Origin of the sequence: Sinomonas humi, from assembly GCF_000802235.1 — a bacterium.
In the GTDB taxonomy this organism is placed as follows: Bacteria; Actinomycetota; Actinomycetes; order Actinomycetales; family Micrococcaceae; genus Sinomonas; species Sinomonas humi.
The window spans coordinates 39,408-57,863 of the sequence record NZ_JTDL01000123.1 but is presented as its reverse complement, the minus strand read 5'-3'; the positions used below and the strand labels follow the sequence as shown (position 1 = coordinate 57,863).

Here is an 18,456-nt window from a genome sequence, read left to right as displayed (position 1 = left end):
GATGACAGAGACACTCACGAAGCCTGACCTCGATACCGTCGCAGAGGTAGCCGCCCAATTGCGGGTGGACTCGGTCCGCTCGAGCACGAGCGCCGGCTCTGGCCACCCGACGTCGTCCATGTCCGCCGCAGACGTGCTGGCTGTGCTCATCAGCCGGCATCTGCGCTACGACTGGGACAACCCGGACGACGCGCGCAACGATCACCTTGTCTTCTCGAAAGGCCACGCGTCGCCCCTCGTTTACTCGGTGTTCCGGGCCGTCGGCGTCGTCTCGGAGGACGAGCTGCTCAACGGCTACCGCCGCTTCGGCGAGCGCCTCGAAGGCCACCCGACGCCAGTGCTGCCATGGGTCGACGTCGCCACCGGGTCGCTCGGGCAGGGCCTGCCCGACGGCGTCGGCATCGCCCTCGCCGGCAAGTACCTCGACAAGCTCCCCTACCGAGTGTGGGTGCTGTGCGGGGACAGTGAACTCGCAGAGGGCTCGATCTGGGAGGCCCTCGACAAGGCCTCGCACTACAAGCTCTCGAACCTCGTCGCGATCATCGACGTGAACCGTCTCGGCCAGCGTGGTGAAACCGACCTCGGCTGGGACACCGCGGCGTATGCTCGGCGAGCCGAGGCGTTCGGCGCCCGCGTCATCAGGATCGACGGGCACAACCTGACCGCGATCGACGAAGCCCTCAGCGAGGCGGAGGACGATTCGGATGAGAGGCCGACCGTCATCATCGCGAAGACGGTCAAGGGCAAGGGCTTCTCCGAAGTGGAAGACAGCCCGGACTGGCACGGCAAGCCGTTCCCCGAGGACATGGCCGAGCGCGCCATCAAGGAGCTCGGGGGTACGCGGGACGTGCGCGTGCGGGGGCCGCTCCCAGAGGGCGAAGCGTCCGACGGCGGGGCGCGCGGCCAGGCGGGCAAGGTTGACCTGCCGCAGTACGAGGTCGGCGAGAAGGTAGCCACGCGCAAGGCGTACGGCCAGGCGCTCGCCGCGCTGGGAGCTGCGAATCCCGCCGTCGTCGCCCTCGACGCCGAGGTGAGCAACTCGACGTACGCCAACGAATTCGCGCAAGAGATTCCGGACCGCTTCTTCGAGATGTATATCGCGGAGCAGCAGCTCGTTGCGGCGGCGACCGGGATCAACGTGCGCGGGTATACCGCGTTCGCCTCCACGTTCGCCGCGTTCCTCACCCGCGCCCACGATTTCATCCGAATGGGCGCCGTTTCGAGGGCAGACCTCCGGCTGGTCGGTTCCCACGCCGGAATCGAGATCGGGGCCGACGGGCCTTCGCAGATGGCCCTCGAAGACCTCGCGATGATGCGCTCGGTGCACGGTTCCACCGTCTTGTATCCGAGCGACGCGACGAGCACCGCGGCCCTCGTGGAGCGGATGGCAGAGACTCGCGGCATCAGCTATCTCCGTACGACGCGCGGTGCTTACCCCGTGCTCTACGGCCCGGACGAGGACTTTTCGGTGGGCGGCTCGAAGACGCTGCGGGAGGGCAGCGACGTCACCCTCGTCGGTGCGGGCGTGACACTTCACGCGTGTCTCGATGCTGCCGAGCAACTCGGGAAGGACGGCATCAACGCCCGGGTGATCGACTGCTACTCGATCAAACCGATCGACGAGGCCGCCTTGCGCTCAGCCGCGGATGCCACGGGAGGCAAGTTCGTCGTCGTCGAGGACCATCACCCTGAAGGCGGGCTCGGGTCCGCCGTGGTCGAGAGCCTCCTCTCGGGAGGGCGTACGAGCCTCGAGGTCGAGCACCTCGCGGTGCGCGGCATGCCGGGCTCGGGGACGGGCGCGGAACTCATGGCTTGGGCGAAGATCGACGCCGACGCTATCGCGGAGGCAGCCCGACGCTTGGCCGACCGGGCGTAGAGCCGGAGCGCTCAGGCGAACCGGGCGCTCAGGCGAAATAGTGGTCCTTCGCAAGGTCCTCGAGTAGCCCGGGGTGCTCTGGCTCCCACGGGAGCAGTTGCCGCGTGAGCTCGGCGGAAGCCGGTTGGTCCTGGGCAAGGATCCCGCCGAGGAAACCGAACTGCTCGGCCGGGACGGGCGCCGTCGGAAGCTCCAGACGGCGCCCGATCTCCGCCGCGATGTCCCCGATCGCGACCCCTTCATCCCCCACGGCGTGAAGGACCGACGCGGGCGGCGCCTCTTCCACGCCTAGGCGGAACAGGCGGGCCGCGTCCAGCACGTGAACAGCGGGCCAGCGGTTGGAGCCGTCGCCGACGTAGCCCGAAACCCTCCGTTCGCGCGCAGTCGCGATGAGGCGGGCCACGAACCCGTGCGCGTCGCCTTCCCCGTGCACACTCCTGGGGAGGCGCACGACGACGGGGCGGACTTCGCGGTCAGCCATGCCCAGGAGGGCCTGGGCATTCTCCTCCCGGGCGGCTGCAGGGGAGGTCGAGGCGTTCCTGTCACGTTCGGTCGCGAGGCGGCCGGGCACAACGGGGGTCCCGGACGCGATGACGAGCGGCTTTCCCGAACCCTCGAGCGCAGCTCCGAGGATGGCGATCGCGTCGGCGTCGGCCCTCACTGCTGCGGCGAAATCCGTGAAGTCGTGGATGAATGCGAGATGGATGACGCCGTCCGATGCCTTCGCTCCCGCCGTCAAGGCGCCTTGATCCGTCAGCTCACCGCGAAGCACCTCGGCGCCGCGTGCGGCCACGACGGCCGCCGACCTATCCGATCGAGCCAGCCCCAGAACCTCATGGCCGGCCCCGACAAGTTCCGGAATGAGCGCTGAACCAATCCATCCGGATGCGCCGGTTACGAAGATCTTCATCCAACCCTCCGCGCAAGGCGAGCTTTCATGTCAGGGGGGCGCGGACCTCACGAAGGTGCTCGAGAAGGGCCTGCTCGGGATCGGCGGCATGCTCCTCGACGAGTTCCCGGAGACGGGTCTTGGTCTCTGACGCCAACTCGGAGCCCTCAAGAAGGTGCTGCAGGATCCACAGCGATCGGTAGTGAAGCTCCGACTCGGCGGCCAGCCCGGAATCGGCCGATGCACCCTGCGGCTTCTGCGCCATTGCAGCGCCACTCATATTCAACACGCCAAGAATGCTAGAAGTAGACAGACCAGTCTGTCCAATTCCACGCGCTACCCAATGGAAGCCGGAGCCGGCAGGCCAACCGCCTCGACTTGAGCAGCCTCTCCCTCCACGCGCAGGGCGTCTGCGACCTCTTCGATCGTCGGCTCGCGGCCCAAAATCTGCAGGAGCACGCCCCGGAGATCCTGCGCCTGGAGCCGGATGGCCACAAGGCTCCGGGGTGGGCAACTGGCCCAAGCCCGATCGCGGTAACACTCGATGGCGAACTGCCCTGCCGCTGCCGCCTCAACGACGGTGTCGGGACAAGCTTCCTCTGGCGGGCCAGCTTCCAGGGCTCCGGCACAGAATGCGCTCTCCTCCATGGCTGACTCCTCTCGGCAGGGCTGGAAGCCCCGCATATTCGTCACGCTAGGAGTAGACAGACCGTTCTGTCCAGAGTTCGATTCGGCTTCCAACGCGCGGGTAGGTTAACGGCGTCCGAAAACCGAAGGGGAAGGAGAGGGCCGTGACGGCACCTATCGATCAGCCCGATGACGATCTCGAACGCGCGGAAGACCAAGCGCCCGAGCCCCAGCAGGAGAAGCGCAGCATCGCTCCCGAGAAGGATCCGGAACGGGCCGAGGAACTGGAGAAAGAAGCCTACGGGGGCGACGACGACGCCCCCGACGTCCCGCTTCCAGGCTGAGACGTCCCACTTCGGGCCAAAGAATCTCAGGCGATAGCAGGAATTGCTATCACCCGAGATTCTTCGGCAGCGCCTCGTGCCCTCTTCAGGAGCGTCAAGTCACTGGCTCAAGCGCCTCATCCCAGCCGGAACTGCTCGTCCATCTGGAAGCGGGCGCTGAGGCCGGCCCCACGAGCGTCGCCTCGTCTGCGGCGGGCCCCTTGAACCGGTCTTGCTTGATGATGCACTCCGCGAGCGTCTTCGCGGAGGAGAGATCCCTCGCCATGAAGGTGATCTCCGGGGCGGGTGTCTTTTCTCGAGCCGAACCCGTTGTGCGGAGAACGGTCAAATGAAACTCTGGCACGTTGACGTACCTCCTTTCCCAATGGCTTACCCAGCCCGCTCCCAGTGAATCAAGCGCCTCGACTCAGTCGGCAGTCAGAACGACTCGGAAGCGCGCCTTGCCAGACATCATCCGCTCGAACCCGTCACTCGCCTTTTCCAACGGATACGTCTCGATGAGGGGGCGCACTCCGGTGAGTGCCGCGAAGCGGAGCGTGTCCTCGGAGTCCTTGGCACTCCCCGAGGCATGGCCAGCAACGAGCCGGCTCCCGCCTACGATGTCGCCGGCAGTAATGGGCAGGGGCTCATGCGGGACTCCAAGGACCACAAGACGCCCGCGGGGCGCGAGGCCAGGCACGGTCACGGCCATGGCGTGGGCGTCTGTCACGGTGGCGAGCACGACACTCGCTCCGCCGAGCTCGCGAAGTTCGGCCGCGACGTCCGCCGTCGTGCTGTCGATGTAGTGGTGAGCGCCAAGCTCGCGGGCAAACGGCTCCTTCTCTGCCCCGCGCGCGATCGCCACCGTCTCAAACCCCATGCGGCTCGCGAACTGGACCCCAAGGTGCCCGAGGCCTCCGAGACCGAGGACGGCGACGACGTCGCCCGCGCGGGCGCCGCTGTTGCGCAGCCCGTTGAAGGTGGTCACCCCCGCGCACATGAGGGGCGCGGCCTCGGCATCCGAGAGTGCGTCCGGGATAGCCGCGAGCGCGTCGGCGGGGGCCAGGACGTAGTCGGCGTATCCGCCGTCGAACGAAAGACCGGTGACCCTGAGAGAACGGCAAGAGATGAAGTCGCCCTGCCGGCAGGAATCGCAGACGAAGCAGGCTCCCCCGAACCAGCCGACGCCGACCCGCTGCCCTTCCGCCCACTGGACGACGCCCTCGCCCACCGACTCGACAGTCCCAGCCACTTCATGGCCGGGCACCCGGGGGTACGAGGAAGCCAGCCCAGCGGCTGCCATCCCGTCGCTATGACAGATGCCGCAGGCGGCGACGCGCACGAGGACGTGACCGCGGGGAACCTCGGGCAGCTCGCGCTCGACGGTTTCGAAGGATGCACCGGGAGAGGAAATCTGTACGGTTCGCATTCGGCACAGGCTAACAGGGGTGGCTGGCTGTGCCCGGGGAAGCGGAGGGAGATGGAGTGAACGGGCGGACGGAGGGTAGTTGGTGGGGGTCGAATGTTCGAGTGGCGCCTTGGTTGCAGAGTGTGTAAACTTGCAGAGTCTGCAAGTTTCAGCCGCGTTCGCGGCGCCTTGAATCGTCCCCCTTGAGAGATTCGGATTTTCCTCCATGTCCAACGCAGCAGCGAGCCCCGGATCAAATGCCGGTAGCGCCGCTCACCCGAACCCGGTGATGACCCACCGTCAGATCCTTCTTGTCATCTACGGCCTCATGGCCGGAATGTTCCTCTCCTCGCTGGACCAGACCATTGTCGGCACGGCGATCCGGACCATCGGCGACGACCTGCACGGCCTCGATCAGCAGGCGTGGGTGACGACCGCCTACCTGATCACCTCGACTATCGCGACTCCGATCTACGGCAAGCTCTCTGACCTCTTCGGCCGCCGCCCGCTCTACATCTTCGGTCTCGGCGTCTTCATCCTCGGCTCGCTGATGTCGTCCTTCTCGACCTCGATGCTCATGCTCGCGGGATTCCGCGCGTTCCAGGGCATCGGCGCCGGCGCCCTCATGTCGCTGCCGCTCGCGATCATGGGCGACATCCTCGCCCCGCGCGAACGCGCCAAGTACCAGGGGTACTTCCTCGCCGTCTTCGCCGTGTCCTCGGTCGTCGGCCCGCTTGTTGGCGGCATCTTCTCGGGCGCGAGCCAGATCCTCTTCATCTCCGGCTGGCGCTGGGTGTTCCTCGTGAACGTCCCGATCGGCCTCATCGCGCTCGGCATGGTCCTCGCGTTCCTGCACCTGCCGAAGTTCCACGACTCGTCCAAGTCCCGCATCGACTGGTGGGGCGCCACCGCAGTCATCGCAACGCTCGTTCCGCTCCTCCTCGTCGCCGAGTCTGGCCGCGACTGGGGCTGGACGTCCGCCGCCTCCATCACGTGCTACGTCATCGGACTCGTCGGGCTCGTCTCGTTCATCTTCATCGAGCGTGCAATGGGGACCAACGCGATCATCCCGCTCCGCCTGTTCCACTCCGGCACGTTCTCCATGGCCACTGTCCTTGGCTTCCTCGTCGGCTTCGCGATGTTCGGCGCCATGCTGACTCTGCCGCTGTACCTCCAGCTCGTGACCGGCCTGACTCCGACGGAATCCGGCTTCGCCACGCTGCCCATGGTGGGCGGCCTCATGATCGCCTCGATCGTCTCCGGCCAGATCGTGGCCCGCACGGGCAAGTACCGCATCTTCCCGATCACGGGCACGTTCGTCACGGCCTGCGGCTACCTGGTCCTGACCTTCATGACCATCGACAAGCCGCTGTGGTTCCTCATGATCGCGATGTTCCTCATCGGTCTGGGCCTCGGCCAGCTCATGCAGTCCCTGACCCTCGCGTCTCAGAACTCGGTGCCGCCGCAGGACATGGGCGTTGCCACGAGCTCTGCGACGTTCTTCCGCCAGATCGGCGGTACGCTCGGCACCGCCGTCCTCCTCTCGGTCCTGTTTGCGCTCATGCCGACCAACATCACGACCGCGATGTCCAACAAGGCAGACCTCACGACCGCCCTCGACGCGGCCCTCACGCCGTCCGTCGCGAGCGACCCCGCCAATGCCGGCGTCATGCAGCAGATCTGGAACCCGATCGTCACCCCGGTGAAGTCGCAGATCCAGAGCGGGCTTGATCAAGGCACGACGGCGGCAAAGCAGGCTGCCGATCAGGCTGTCACCCAGAAGGTCACGGCGGCCGTGCAGCAGCAGGTTTCAGCAGGCGCAATCCCCGCCGCTGCCGCGCCGTCGATCATCGACCAGCAGGTCGCCGCTGCGAAGCCAGCCGCTGAGCAGCAGGCACTCACGGTGGCAGCGCAGAAGGCTGGCGCTTCGGTCGTCGACGGCCGCCTCGCCATCGACTTCTCGAATCAGGCGCAGCGCACCGCCGTCGTCGACAAGGTCGTTCCGACCATGATCAACGAGCTCAAGAATGCCAAGCAGTCCTCCTCCTCGTCGTCGTCGAGCACGTCGGATACGTCCTACCTCAAGGGTGCTGACGCTCGCCTGACGCGGCCGTTCATGGTGGGCTTCAACTCCTCGGCCGTGAGCATCTACTGGGTCGGCCTCGGTGTGATCCTGCTCGCGTTCGTCCTGAGCTGGTTCTTCAAGACGCCGCCGCTGCGCCAGCGCTCCGCGCTCCAGGAGCAGGCCGACAAGCAGGGCACCGCCGAGGACCTCGAGGTGTACATGGCCACAGCCGCGGCGGAGGCTGGTGCGCAGGCAGCGCCGGCGACCGGGCCTATCCGGGTCCACCGACCGTAGCCACCCGGCTCGGGGCCTCGTCCACGAGGCGGGGCCCCGAGCCTTCCGTTCTCACCCCCAGGATCCACCATCGTGACCACGAACCCGTCCGTCACCGACAAGACCTGCTCTCTTCGCGAGCGAAAGAAGCAGCAGACCTGGCGCGCCATCCACGAGGCGGCGTACACCCTCGCAACCGAACGCGGCCTCGCTCACGTGACCGTGGCAGACATCTGCTCGAGTGCGACGATTTCGGAGCGGACCTTCTTCAACTACTTCCCCTCCAAGGCCGCCGCAGCGCTGGGCCTACCGTCCACCGCCATCACCGCTGAAGACGAACGCCGATTCCTCGAGGGCAAGGGCCCTCTCCTCGACGAGCTGTGCGAGCTCATCACGAGCGTCTCGAGCGGCCATGAGGACCTCCCCCGCGTGCGGGAGCTCATCCGGCTCGAGCCCGACCTCCTCGCCGCCCTCCATCAGTGGACGTCAGGGCTGCGGAAGCACGTCATCCAGCTCGCCGAACAGCGCACCTCGGAGCCCACGAGGGCCCATCTGGCCGTGGCGCTTGTGTTCGCCGCGCTCTTCCTCCACGCGGACAGCGGGTACACCACCAGACCCGGAAGGGCCAGCGCGGCAGACCTGAGGGCTACCGTGACCCGGCTCGGCGAGCTCGCTGCGGAGTAGAGGCGCGCGAAGTAGCCGCGCGCTGGGGCGCTGACGTCGCAACGTTCTGATTGAGCCCCTCGGGGTCCGTCCAGGCAGTGAATCGGCGGGGGGCTGAGGAGGGCTTCTTCTCGTGATGTTCCTCGACGAGGAGGCGCGCCATCGTGAGGGCCCTAGCCGCGGCCTCTGTGTCCCCTTCGGAATCAGCCACCATCGCACCCTTGATCAGGATGTGGCAGGACCAGGCGAACCCCTCTGGATCACGCAGGTCCGCGGCCTCCGCGAGGTCCGCGAGCTGCTTGCGCGTCCGCGTGAGGTAGTCCATGCTTGCCTGGCCGAGCGGATGGTCGGGCCCCATCTCGATCATGACGTGCAGGAACGCACTCGCCTCAGCCGTTCCGTGCTCGAACCAGTCGTGCAGGACGCCGAACACGGCGAGCACCGCTTCTTCGGTGCTCTCAATTCCCTCTGTGGCCGCCTCGATTGCGGCACTGCGCGCCACGAACCAGCGGTCCAGATAGGCGAGGACGAGAGCGTCCTTCGAAGGGAAATGTCGGTAGAAGGTAGCTTTCGCCACTCCTGAGCGGGAGATGATCTCATCCACGCCCACGTCGCGAATCCCGCGACGAGCGAAGAGCTCGTACGAAGTATCAAGAATCTTGTCGCGCGCACCGGGCCTGAGACTCACGGTCGCGCGAGTCTCACCTCGGGCGTCCACATAGCGATGCTAACCCGTGTAGACAGTACTGTCTGCCTTTCTCCAAAACTCCGTTACCACTTCGTAATCAGCGATTATGGACAGACCTGTCTGTCTACTTGTATAAATCGTTGAGGAGACAGACCCGTCTGTCTCACTTACGGATAAACGCGAGAAGGGCAAGGCGATGACTGATCTCTACGATCCAGCAGCACACGAACCCGACGAGCTGCAGCCCGAACTGGGCGAGCACGGCGAGGAAGACCTGGCCCTCAAGTACCTGGGTGTAGCGGATGCACTGGCGAACCGGCACCGCTACCCGGGGCACGATCCAGAGGATCTGCGTCAGGTGGCACGACTGGGGCTCATGGTGGCGATCCGCCGCTACCGCGAGGGCGCGGGGCAAGGCTTCGTCCCTTACGCAGTTCCTACGATCACCGGAACGATCAAGCGCTACATCCGCGACCATTCGTGGGCCGTCCGGCCCCCGCGGTCCGTCCAGGAACTGCGTCTCGAAGTGAACGCTGCCCGCCGTCAGCTCGTCCAAGAACTCGGGCGTGAGCCGAGCGCGGCGGAGCTTGCAGAGGAAGCCGGAGTCCCCGAAGAGAAGATCGCCGAGGCTCAGCTCGCCGACGCCGCAATGGTCGGGCTCTCGATCGAGCCTCCGAGCGAGGAGGATTCACGGCCGGACCCCTCCGTGCGGGCGCTCTCCGTCGTCGAACCCGGCTTCGAGGAAGTCGAGTCCCATCAGCTCCTGGCGGCCGCCCTGGACGGGGTCACCGAGGACGAGCGACGCCTCCTCCACCTGCGCTTCGTCGAGGAGATGAGCCAGAGCGAGATCGCAGAAATCCTGGGCGTGAGCCAGATGCAGGTCTCGCGGCTCCTCAAGAGGCTCCTCGAGCGCATGCGTCGGAAGGTCGCCGCCTGATGCGACGATAGGGTCTTTCGCCCCTACGCGCTTGAGACCGTTCTTGGGCATGCTGCTCGGTACACCCATTCGCGGCCGGCTTTCCGGCTAAGCCGTGAACTGTGCTGAGAGGAGCGGAATGGACCCTGATTTCTACGTACGAGCGGCCGACCTAGCGACGCTGAAGCGACAGGAATGGCTCATCCCATCCCTCATCGAAGTTGGCCTGAGTGAGCAGCAGGCCCGAGCACAGATCACCCGCCTCTCCGCCGGAGATGTCTGGTGCGGTTGAGCTAAGCAGTTTCCGTGGGGGCGAGCACGTCGGATGGTGGAGTCGGCAGGCGGGCCGGCCAGAAGTAGCGGCAGCTAGGAGCCCAAGCCTTCGCACGGGCCACAGGCAGTTGTAGCGTTAGGCAACAACTGGCCGGAAGGACAGCCATGACGCGCTTCCTCATCACGTACCACGGCATGCCATACCCGCAGCCCGACGTCATTGCGGCCACGCGGGGAGCGTTGCGCAAGTGGGCCCGGGAGTCGCTTGGCAAAGCGCTAGTCGACTTCGGGGCGCCAGTGCTTCAAGGCGGCCAGCTCGCCGAGGGCGAGCCCGTGGACGCCGTCGAGATCGACGGCTACACGATCATCGAGGCTCGGTCCCTTGCCGACGCGCGAGCCCTGCTCTCGGACCACCCTTACATTGCCCTCGGTGGAACGATCCAGATCAACGAGTGCCTCGACTTGTGACCCGAAGCCCACCCCGCCCTTTCGTTTCGGGTACGCCAACTCCCCCTCACAGACGTTTCGGGTACGCCAACTCCCCCTCACCGGCGAACCCGAAGATCGCTTCCCGGGTTTCCTACTGCTTCTGAGCGAAGGTGGGTGTCTCCTCTTGTTTCATAAGAAACAGGTGCCTCCTCGGATGAATCAATTCAATTCGTCATAGTCGGCGAGACTGTCTCCTCTGGGAAGAGGGTGCGAGTTCGAAGTCGGGTGCATCCCGCCGAGGGGTGGGGGCCGCCTAGATTTTGCGGGCCTTATAGGGCGACGGTCGGTTGAGTGGTTGGGCAGACGCGGGCGTTCATCGCCGATCGGGACCAATTATCCGCGAACTTCTCGCCTGAACACCTGAAAAGTCCTTTCTCGCTCCCATCGCGACCCGTGTCTACTCTGGTGCTGTGCGGTCTCTGACGCTGCGGGACCTGAGCGAACACGCAGGGGCACTTCACGCCGTGTTCGTTGCGGCGCCACCGGAATGGGGCTTCGAGAAGGACCAGCTAGCGGGGCGAGGGCGATGAGAGCCTGGTTGCGCCGTTTGTACTGCACTCCTGGCGGTCGCGAAGGAGCAGAGCCCGGTGTGAGGCGAGAGGCTCCACGCGAAGTTCGTAGTGTTGACGCCGTGTGTGGCCGCGCTGCCCGAAGTGGAGTAGTTCCTCTCGCTCGAGCCCGGGGCTTAGGGAATCCCAGCATGTTCCGCTCTTGCCGCTGATTCCTTCTGGCTGGACTAGACGTCGAAATCGAGAGTTGCCTGTTGCTGGTTCCCGTATGTCTGTATCGTCCTGCGGTATTGCACATTCTTGCTCTGGGGGCTGGCTGCTCCAGTGAATTCCACGTAGCCCTCGTCCCTCAGAATGCGCAGCCAGCGCCGGACCACTTGGTCGCCTAGTCCTGTTCGCTCCACCAGAGCGGCCCGGGACAGTGTCTCATCCGGTTGGAATGCGGCGAGGATCTCGTCGCGGCGGTCCGCGGGCGGTAGGCGCTCACCTTTGGGGAGCGCGACGTTGCCGTCATGGAGCCGGGGCGCCAGACGGTAAGTCGCCCAGCGGCCCTTGCCGTCTTGCTCGGTCAACTCGCGTGCTACGAGGTCCTGCAGTTCCTGGGTGGCAACACGAGAGTCGACGGCCGCCATCTCCCGATAATGCCCGTTGTCCAGTGCGTCGCCATCTCGCAGGTGGGCCAGGGCAAGGATTTGCGACTCCGTCAGACCGGGCTCGTTCAGGGAGGCGATCCACTCCACGAGGTCCGAGTTCAAGAGGCTGTGGTTAGGGAAGGTCACGGAGAAGGAGGAGACGTTGTCGCGGAAGATCGGGGTGGACATCCCGGCGGCGCGAAGGGCGCTGATCATTGTCCGGATCCCAGATCCTCGGTTTTCGCAGACGGTCCTGTCCTCGCCGGGGATCTGGACATCTTCGAGCATTCGGAGGAGAGCGGCGTTGCGGGAGGAGGACAGCGGATCGGTCCCGAGAGCGTTGACATGCACGGGACCGAAGAGGCCCCCGGGGTTGCGGATCTCCAGACGGTCCGGGTACATCTCCACCTGCACCTGAGTGCCATGGCTCTCAGGAGAGAGGTCCCTGTGGACGAGGGCGTTGACTATTGCTTCCCGGAGCGCGGGCTCGGGGTAGTCCCAGAGGTCTCGCCTCCCGGCGCCGGAAACGACCGCCCTGCGGCTCATGTTGCGGCGGATTACCTTGAGGGCCTCCGTGACCATTTCAGGGATGGGTCCCTCGATCGAGACGTTGTCAAGGAACCGGGTGCCTTCGGGTTCCGGCCCCTCGACTGTCGGGTAGCTGACGAAGGTGAGCATGAGCTGGGGATACCGCTGCTGCGGGAACCGCCCGAGGGCCAGGAGCCCGGCGAGGCTTGGAACGAGCTTCCCGTTCGCTTCCACCAGAACGTTGGAGAGCCGAAGGACCTCCTTGGATTCCAGGCTTCCGAACACGTTGGGACGCAGAGTGCGCAGACGGTTCACGTAGGCGCTCACCCCTTCCGGCCTCAGGTCCTCGATGTTCGAACCGTCGGCTGGGGCTACGTCGTCGCGGGGCTGGCCCTGATTGGCGAGCATGAGCTGGATCTCGTAGCTGGTCATCTTCTGATCCGCGTCGTTGACGCGGATATAGCTGCCGCGGTTCATGCCGACGGAACGGATGTAGCACGGTTTGGAGCGACGGTCGGCTTCCGGGATCTCCGCCACGATGATCGGCTTGCCTTCGAGTTCGGCAACCTTGATGTCCGCTCGGAGGGGAGGCTCCATCTCGGCGCAGGCGGAAGCCAGGTCGGCGGCCATTTTCCCAGGATCGGCAATGTCGACCACTGTGAAGCCGGACTGCTCGTCCAGGCCGAGCAGCAGAAGGCCGCCGTGAGTGTTGGCGAACGCCGAAAGGGTCTCCCTGACGCTCTTGGGCAGGCCGCCGTCGGCTCTCTTGGCCTCGACGTCTTCGAGATCGCTGCCCACTCGCCTGAGGGTGAAAGCCACCTCGCGCAGTTCTTCGACGTCCAATGCCGCTCCTGTGATTCATCCGGGAGGGCTGGAGGGCGGTCAGGTGCCTGTCCTCGTGCTGGTCTCCCACTCATGATCATGTTTATCGCGAGATGATCATGATCATAGCGACATGATCATGATGACGCACGCCAGAGAGACCAGTGACGGCAGGGCCCGAGCACCAGGCGCTAAGGAGCGCGGTCAGTCCCAGACCCCAAGCGGCCGGGGCGGGGGTCGCCGGATCCCCAGCCCGTGCACGACGATACGCCAGCCGGCGACTGCGCCGGCAGGGGTCTGGGGAATGAGAGGCGTCGACGAGGAGGGCGGCCTGAAATCCCGGCTGCCTGGGACGCGCTCTTACCGCAGGATGTCAGACCTTCAGTGACCTGAACTGTGTTGTTGCCTGGGCGCGGCGCATGGCTCGGTCAACCTCCACGAGGCCAGGACCACGGGGACGCCTTGTCTGTGACTCTGATGTTGCCGTTGTCGTACGTTCAAGGGGCATTCCATCGTGCTGGGTAAACGCACCTCGGGCTATCCCGAGCCCTCGGACGAGGCTGGACGGTGCTGAGTGGCACGTTGTCGGGCCGGTTAGGGGACATCGGACTGTGGCCGCCACACCCGCGCATCCTTCCCAAGGAACTGCCCTGAGCGTAGCCTTGCGCTGCGATCCAACGGTTGATTCAGGGGGTAAGCGCGTGGGCTATCGCATGCGTTCAGGGGCTAGGCACGTCAGCGGTGGTGCCTCCCGATGGCCCATGAGGATAGCTAGGGTGGGAGGTCCGCGTGGGGTGGACGATTACCGCGCGAATCGGATTCCCATGCCTTCTGGGCGGTTGTTGCCGGGCCTGAGCGCACAGGCTTGGAACAACCTTTTCTTTGCCATGTTCGGGATGTTTCTCGCCGGGCTCCTCAGCCTGCTGTTCTTTGCCCCGGCGTTCCACCCAGACGAAGCGCCCGCCCTCATGACCTTCGAGGGTGTCTTCTTCGCAGCCACCACCTTCCCCGCGATAGTTGTCGGCGCGGTCGCCGGGTACGCCGGATACTTCAAGATGAAAAAAGAGCTACACAGGGGCTACACCACTGTTCGCTGGTCCGGCACCGGCACCGGCACCACGGAAGTGCGCGATTCCCATGGGCGCGTCATTCCCGAGGGAGATCGACGCCTCAAGACCTCGGCGACATTGATAAACGCATTCTGCGTCATCGGCTCAATCTGCGCGGCGATCAGCCCGTTCTTGTGGGTACTTAGCGTTGTGATCAGACGCTAGGACGCTCCGGACCGCGAGTCCCGCACGCAGGCATGACGTCGGCAAGGTAGCGACATTCGTTGAGCGATCCGCAGGGGCTTGGCCAAGCTATTGGCCTGCTAATTGCGGCGACCGGGATAACACGCCAGACCGCAGGCTGAGGATCAGTTACGCGTGATCGCGATGTACGGCTCCGCCGGACTCGGATCTTCCCAACTGTCTGGTCCCACATCGGCAGGCATGCAGGTCCCAACGACGCCTTCCGATGGCCATCGGAAGGAGCACCAGACGACCTTGTCCCTCGGAAAGCAGGCACCCTAAGGCCAAAGACGCCTGCTTGCGCATTGCGTCCAAATCCAGACTCGCGTCCATGCCTCTAAGAATCCAGATGAATTCGTAGAGTCCGACGGAGGAGGTGTCTAAGAGATCTCGGACGTTGACCAGAAGGGCGTCAACTAAGTGATGTTCAGACGGTGAGCGCACCGGTCATCCAATCCTCAAGGTAGCGGATGACAGTCGGCGCGACCCACATCCGACTGTCATCCACGTGGTTCCACACGTAGACCTCGTGATTCCCGCCCAGCGACAGCGCGAACTGGTCACCGTTGCCGGCGTCAGCAAAGAAGACGAGTCCGACGAAGGGCATGTAGAGCCGTCGGAAGTCAACGTTCTTCCGAAAGCGGGTGTTGTCTTCAGCGATGCGCTCGGTGTTCCAAAGCAGAGCCAGCCCGTATTCGCCCTCGATGCCATTCGTCTCGGCCAGAAGTTGCCGAAGATGGTCGGGGAGTTTGTGGCCTAGTCGGGCCTCGCACGCTTGAAGAGCGTTCGCCGATGCCGGGGAGTTGAAAGTGGCGGTGCCCCAGCGCTGAATCTCCTCCACGTGCATGCCCCCCATCTTGCCGCACAAAGGTTTCGATCAGGCACCGAAGAAAGGTCACAGATCGCGCGTCCGGTAAGCGATCCTTAACTGCTACGTGTGGCCCGTCGTTCAGGCAAGTGGCCGCCTCTGGCACGAGCAAGACCTCGGCTATGCAGATGCGCTACGCCGCTTGACCCCGGGCACCGTGACCTCGACAAGCGAAGCCACAGGCAGTGGCATACGTATCGAGCTCGACACTGGGATGGTAGTGATCCATCCTGCGAAGGAAGACGTCTACGTAGAGATCGCCCACCTCATGGGATTCCCTGATCGAGCCTGGATGGTGTGGCGCCCGGGCGAGGAGAGCTTCGAGGACTTGGCCTGACTATCGTCTCGTGGCGCACTCCTAACGATCCTCGCCAGACGGCTGGACTCGGGTGAGGCTGCATCATCTTCAGGTCAAGGCTCTATCGGCGAGATCGCGATTAGGCTCCGACACAACTGCATCTGCTCAAACGAGCACAACCCGATCGAGAGGCAGGGCTGTCGTGATCTTCGAAATTTTGGGCCCGACCGGTACCGAGAACGTCCATCTCGGCATGTCCAAGAACGTACTGCGCCGCAGTCTTGGGAACTTCCGGGAGTTCCGTCGCGCACCGACGTCACCTCCATCTGATCAATTCCTCGACGCAGGACTGATGGCCACCTATGACCCACAAGACCGGGTGGTACTGATCGAGTTCGCCGAACCGGCGTCACCAAGGCTTGTGGGTTTAGCTCTCCTCGGGCTTTCGACAGATCGCCTGGGTGATTTGTTGTCAAGAATCGGGCTCGCTTCAACCGCGGAGGATGACGCGGTCCTTGTTCCTTCGTGGCGCATGTCCTTCTACGCGCCAGGCGGCGTGGTCGAAGGTGTTTTGCTCGGCGAGTGAAGGATGCTCCGCCAACTGGCCTTGGCCCCGGTAGCGGTCGGTGTCCGCCGAGGGATCGTTGAGCGGGACAAGATGGACAGAACCTTCAACTTCCGACCCCGCTTAGCTCTCACTCATTCGCTCGGGTCTCAGCACGAAGTCGCTCGAATCTCCCTGCCTGCAGGTCACCGTCAAGCAGCCTCTCATAGAACGCGTGGTCAGTGGCCCACTCTGGGAATGCCCGGGCGTGCACACCGCTCAGAAGAGAGCTCCGAATATTGTCTGTATGTATACCAGCATCACGGCATAACCGGTGCCGCAGATCAGCGCGTAGGGCCACGTGGATCGTTCCCCTTCGGGGAGGGGTTTGCCCCGTCGACCCCTGTCCCAGACAAAGCGCGCGCTGGGCGTAAGTGGCTTCCAGCGTCTCAGCGGTAGTGAAACCGCGACGAGGGCTCCAGAACTGTATGACAGGATCGGGCTCCCAGCGAAGCCAGATGCCAAGGGCAGACTAATTGAAACCACGATCGCGAAGCCGTGGAGTGCTAGGTTCACGCGACCCAAGAACTTGTGCCTCGGCGAGCCCGGAGGAATTACCACTGGGAGCTTGAACCGCCCCGAGTATCCAATCGCGTAAGCAACGATTCCAAGATAACAGACGACAAGCGCCTTACTCATTGACAGCATTTCCGCGACAGTAACATGAGCCAGACCGTCAAGGCCGGAAAAGAAGGGACGTCCGGTGAACAACTTGGCCAGGCAGGTGCCATGGGGTGGCCTGGCGCGGCATTGGTCCCCGAGCTCAAGGCCAGCCTGGATCGATCGCGGCGGCGGTCTCGGGAGCAGTTGCCTTCCTCGGCATTGTCGTCACGTATGGATGGAGAGCGTGCATAGCACTTGGCATGAAGTGCTGAATCTGAGGTTATGCAATCACGCTTCAGGGAATTGCCTTTTCCCGAGAAGTCAAAGTCGGGGAATGGTCCTGAATCAGACCGTCATGCCGTCCCTGAAATGGGGCCGGCACCAGAGATCTCCTCCTTGGTCGCGAGGAGGGGCCGCCAACCCGGTGTTAGCAAGGAGATGAGCGGCCCGGCTGCGAAACACTCGTCTGAGACAACATCGCTACAGCGCCTGAAGCCTGCGCTCGATACTTCGACCGACAGTGAGACAAGAGACGACTGAACACGTCTCATGCCCGGCTATCGGGTGTAGCCGACCTTGATGTCATTCATCGTTGCCTCCAGGGAGTTATCGACGGCGGCCTTCTATGACCGCACGACGACCTTCTGCCCACGCCTCAGTCGTTTGAGCCGAGCCGGGCGGAGGCGACGAAAAGGAGGCATGTGAGCTGCCGGGTCCCGCTGGATCGTCGGTCGATCCTTCAGCGGACAACTGTTTGGCGTCGTGGGAAGAATGCCCGCACCGGCAGGAGAAGCCCGAGCAGGGAGAGGGCAATAAAGACGACCTGGTGGATGTGGTCCTTGCCCGGTGGCAGTCCGGAGACCAGATGGATGGTCCAGAAAACGGGGTAGAACCAGAGCGCGATCCATGCCCAGCGCTCGCGCCGGCGGTAGGGGATCAGGGCGAGGAGGCCGCCGAGTAGGCCCAGTCCGATCGAGGCGAGTCCGTCAGCGCGGTAGAGCAACTCGTCGGCGCCCATCGGCGCGATTGCGATCACTGCGCCGAAACCCATGATGCCGAGGCTCACGCCTACCAGACCGATCCAACCGATCCGCAAGGCCCACCGCTGCTCACCCACCTGGTTCACCCTACGCTGCGCGTCTCAGCACGGGGCACAGCGGGGTCCGCTTTGGGATCCCTGACCGAACGGACATTGTTCTCCATACCAGCCATAAACTCCTTCTCATGGGAAACGCCGATGGGGCCCGGTATCAGGGGTGAGGCGCCGAGACAGGGAGTTCATCGGGGGTGCCTACAGCAACTACAAGGTCAAGGCCGGGCCGCCTTGGATCCGCCTCGTGGTCACCCCGAAGCAGGTGGAGTTCCATGCTCGCGGACTCGCCCGGCTCTTCAGCCGGGGACCGTGGCTCATCTCCCGCGAGCAGGTGAGGCAGGTCTTCATGAAGAGAACACATAGCTTCTTCCCACCCAGAGACGCCGACGTCGTATTCGTAACCACGGATCCGAGCGTGTGGTGGACGTTTTGGTCTCCCAGCCGTCCCGAGCCTCTTCTTCTGTTGCTGGACGAGTACGGCTACGCGGTGGACTGGACTCCGCACAATTGGGCTGGCCTCCCCATCGAGTGAGCATAGGCGCTCGTCTGCGAGCAGGGGCGCCCCCTAAACCGATCCGCATGCGGGAGGGGGTTCGGTCGGTGCTTACTGACTCGACCGGGCCAGGCTCCCCGGTGGGCTACCCGAAACATTGAAAGCGCCTCTGGCATTAGGCTGCGTCTCGACGGACGTTCGGTTGCCTGGGGAGGAATTGGCTG

The 18,456-nt window shown here is 64.5% G+C and carries 20 protein-coding genes; 10 read left to right on the top strand and 10 right to left on the bottom strand.

The window, feature by feature from the left end; translation table 11 throughout:
- Position 1 precedes the first annotated feature (1 nt).
- The gene (locus LK10_RS12555; RefSeq protein ID WP_043124165.1) at positions 2–1,876 is read left to right on the top strand and encodes a transketolase; all 1,875 of its coding nucleotides are present in this window, start codon (positions 2–4) and stop codon (positions 1,874–1,876) included.
- 28 nt (positions 1,877–1,904) lie between these two features.
- Here the strand turns inward: LK10_RS12555 and LK10_RS12550 are convergent, their stop codons facing one another.
- Genes LK10_RS12550 through LK10_RS12540 form a run of 3 tightly spaced genes read right to left on the bottom strand, consistent with a single transcriptional unit; the run spans position 1,905 to position 3,413 of the window.
- Positions 1,905–2,786: an SDR family oxidoreductase gene (locus LK10_RS12550; protein ID WP_043124164.1), complete on the bottom strand. Its 882-nt coding sequence runs from the start codon at positions 2,784–2,786 to the stop codon at positions 1,905–1,907.
- 25 nt (positions 2,787–2,811) lie between these two features.
- Positions 2,812–3,054: a hypothetical protein gene (locus tag LK10_RS12545; RefSeq protein ID WP_156144156.1), complete on the bottom strand. Its 243-nt coding sequence runs from the start codon at positions 3,052–3,054 to the stop codon at positions 2,812–2,814.
- Positions 3,055–3,101: 47 nt separating this feature from the next.
- The gene (locus LK10_RS12540) at positions 3,102–3,413 is read right to left on the bottom strand and encodes a sigma-70 family RNA polymerase sigma factor (protein ID WP_043124160.1); all 312 of its coding nucleotides are present in this window, start codon (positions 3,411–3,413) and stop codon (positions 3,102–3,104) included.
- Between the two features lie 143 nt (positions 3,414–3,556).
- On the opposite strand from LK10_RS12540, the gene LK10_RS12535 reads away from it, so the two are divergent.
- Positions 3,557–3,736, top strand: a complete 180-nt coding sequence (locus tag LK10_RS12535) for a hypothetical protein (protein WP_043124158.1) — start codon at positions 3,557–3,559, stop codon at positions 3,734–3,736.
- A gap of 94 nt (positions 3,737–3,830) precedes the next feature.
- Here LK10_RS12535 and LK10_RS12530 read toward each other — a convergent pair whose 3' ends face one another.
- Both LK10_RS12530 and LK10_RS12525 read right to left on the bottom strand, forming a co-directional pair.
- Positions 3,831–4,079, bottom strand: a complete 249-nt coding sequence (locus tag LK10_RS12530) for a hypothetical protein (protein ID WP_156144155.1) — start codon at positions 4,077–4,079, stop codon at positions 3,831–3,833.
- A 63-nt stretch (positions 4,080–4,142) separates the two neighbouring features.
- On the bottom strand, positions 4,143–5,144 hold the full coding sequence (locus tag LK10_RS12525; protein ID WP_043124154.1) for an alcohol dehydrogenase catalytic domain-containing protein: 1,002 nt from the start codon (positions 5,142–5,144) through the stop codon (positions 4,143–4,145).
- A 205-nt stretch (positions 5,145–5,349) separates the two neighbouring features.
- Between LK10_RS12525 and LK10_RS12520 the strand changes: the two genes are divergently transcribed.
- Both LK10_RS12520 and LK10_RS20930 read left to right on the top strand, forming a co-directional pair.
- The gene (locus LK10_RS12520; protein ID WP_043124152.1) at positions 5,350–7,482 is read left to right on the top strand and encodes an MDR family MFS transporter; all 2,133 of its coding nucleotides are present in this window, start codon (positions 5,350–5,352) and stop codon (positions 7,480–7,482) included.
- A 72-nt stretch (positions 7,483–7,554) separates the two neighbouring features.
- Complete coding sequence (locus LK10_RS20930; protein WP_052207289.1) at positions 7,555–8,145, top strand: TetR/AcrR family transcriptional regulator; 591 nt, start codon at positions 7,555–7,557, stop codon at positions 8,143–8,145.
- Here LK10_RS20930 and LK10_RS12510 read toward each other — a convergent pair.
- Positions 8,108–8,842, bottom strand: coding sequence for a TetR/AcrR family transcriptional regulator (locus LK10_RS12510; protein WP_081998497.1), 735 nt, complete (start codon positions 8,840–8,842; stop codon positions 8,108–8,110). The genes LK10_RS20930 and LK10_RS12510 overlap by 38 nt on opposite strands.
- Before the next feature lie 166 nt (positions 8,843–9,008).
- On the opposite strand from LK10_RS12510, the gene LK10_RS12505 reads away from it, so the two are divergent.
- From LK10_RS12505 to LK10_RS12500, 3 genes are all read left to right on the top strand, one after another.
- The gene (locus tag LK10_RS12505) at positions 9,009–9,749 is read left to right on the top strand and encodes a sigma-70 family RNA polymerase sigma factor (RefSeq protein ID WP_052207288.1); all 741 of its coding nucleotides are present in this window, start codon (positions 9,009–9,011) and stop codon (positions 9,747–9,749) included.
- A 118-nt stretch (positions 9,750–9,867) separates the two neighbouring features.
- A complete protein-coding gene (locus LK10_RS21935) occupies positions 9,868–10,020 on the top strand; it encodes a hypothetical protein (RefSeq protein ID WP_156144154.1) in 153 nt (50 codons plus the stop codon).
- A 146-nt stretch (positions 10,021–10,166) separates the two neighbouring features.
- On the top strand, positions 10,167–10,469 hold the full coding sequence (locus LK10_RS12500; RefSeq protein WP_043124150.1) for a YciI family protein: 303 nt from the start codon (positions 10,167–10,169) through the stop codon (positions 10,467–10,469).
- 757 nt (positions 10,470–11,226) lie between these two features.
- On the opposite strand, the gene LK10_RS12495 is transcribed toward LK10_RS12500, so the two are convergent.
- Positions 11,227–13,002 carry an ATP-binding protein gene (locus tag LK10_RS12495; protein WP_043124148.1) on the bottom strand — a complete coding sequence of 592 codons (1,776 nt, stop codon included), beginning with the start codon at positions 13,000–13,002 and terminating at the stop codon, positions 11,227–11,229.
- Between the two features lie 773 nt (positions 13,003–13,775).
- On the opposite strand from LK10_RS12495, the gene LK10_RS12490 reads away from it, so the two are divergent.
- Entirely contained in the window at positions 13,776–14,255 is a 480-nt protein-coding gene (locus LK10_RS12490) for a hypothetical protein (protein ID WP_043124146.1), read from the top strand.
- Positions 14,256–14,700: 445 nt separating this feature from the next.
- Here LK10_RS12490 and LK10_RS12485 read toward each other — a convergent pair whose 3' ends face one another.
- Positions 14,701–15,120, bottom strand: a complete 420-nt coding sequence (locus tag LK10_RS12485) for an SMI1/KNR4 family protein (RefSeq protein WP_043124144.1) — start codon at positions 15,118–15,120, stop codon at positions 14,701–14,703.
- A gap of 521 nt (positions 15,121–15,641) precedes the next feature.
- Here LK10_RS12485 and LK10_RS12475 point away from each other — a divergent pair.
- On the top strand, positions 15,642–16,025 hold the full coding sequence (locus tag LK10_RS12475) for a hypothetical protein (RefSeq protein WP_043124142.1): 384 nt from the start codon (positions 15,642–15,644) through the stop codon (positions 16,023–16,025).
- A gap of 237 nt (positions 16,026–16,262) precedes the next feature.
- Here the strand turns inward: LK10_RS12475 and LK10_RS21930 are convergent, their stop codons facing one another.
- Together LK10_RS21930 and LK10_RS12470 are read right to left on the bottom strand one after the other, a co-directional pair.
- Positions 16,263–16,691, bottom strand: coding sequence for a hypothetical protein (locus LK10_RS21930; protein ID WP_156144153.1), 429 nt, complete (start codon positions 16,689–16,691; stop codon positions 16,263–16,265).
- A gap of 694 nt (positions 16,692–17,385) precedes the next feature.
- Positions 17,386–17,763, bottom strand: coding sequence for a hypothetical protein (locus tag LK10_RS12470; RefSeq protein ID WP_043124140.1), 378 nt, complete (start codon positions 17,761–17,763; stop codon positions 17,386–17,388).
- Positions 17,764–17,902: 139 nt separating this feature from the next.
- Here LK10_RS12470 and LK10_RS12465 point away from each other — a divergent pair, with 139 nt between their 5' ends.
- On the top strand, positions 17,903–18,271 hold the full coding sequence (locus tag LK10_RS12465) for a hypothetical protein (protein WP_043124138.1): 369 nt from the start codon (positions 17,903–17,905) through the stop codon (positions 18,269–18,271).
- The last annotated feature ends 185 nt before the right edge of the window (positions 18,272–18,456 follow it).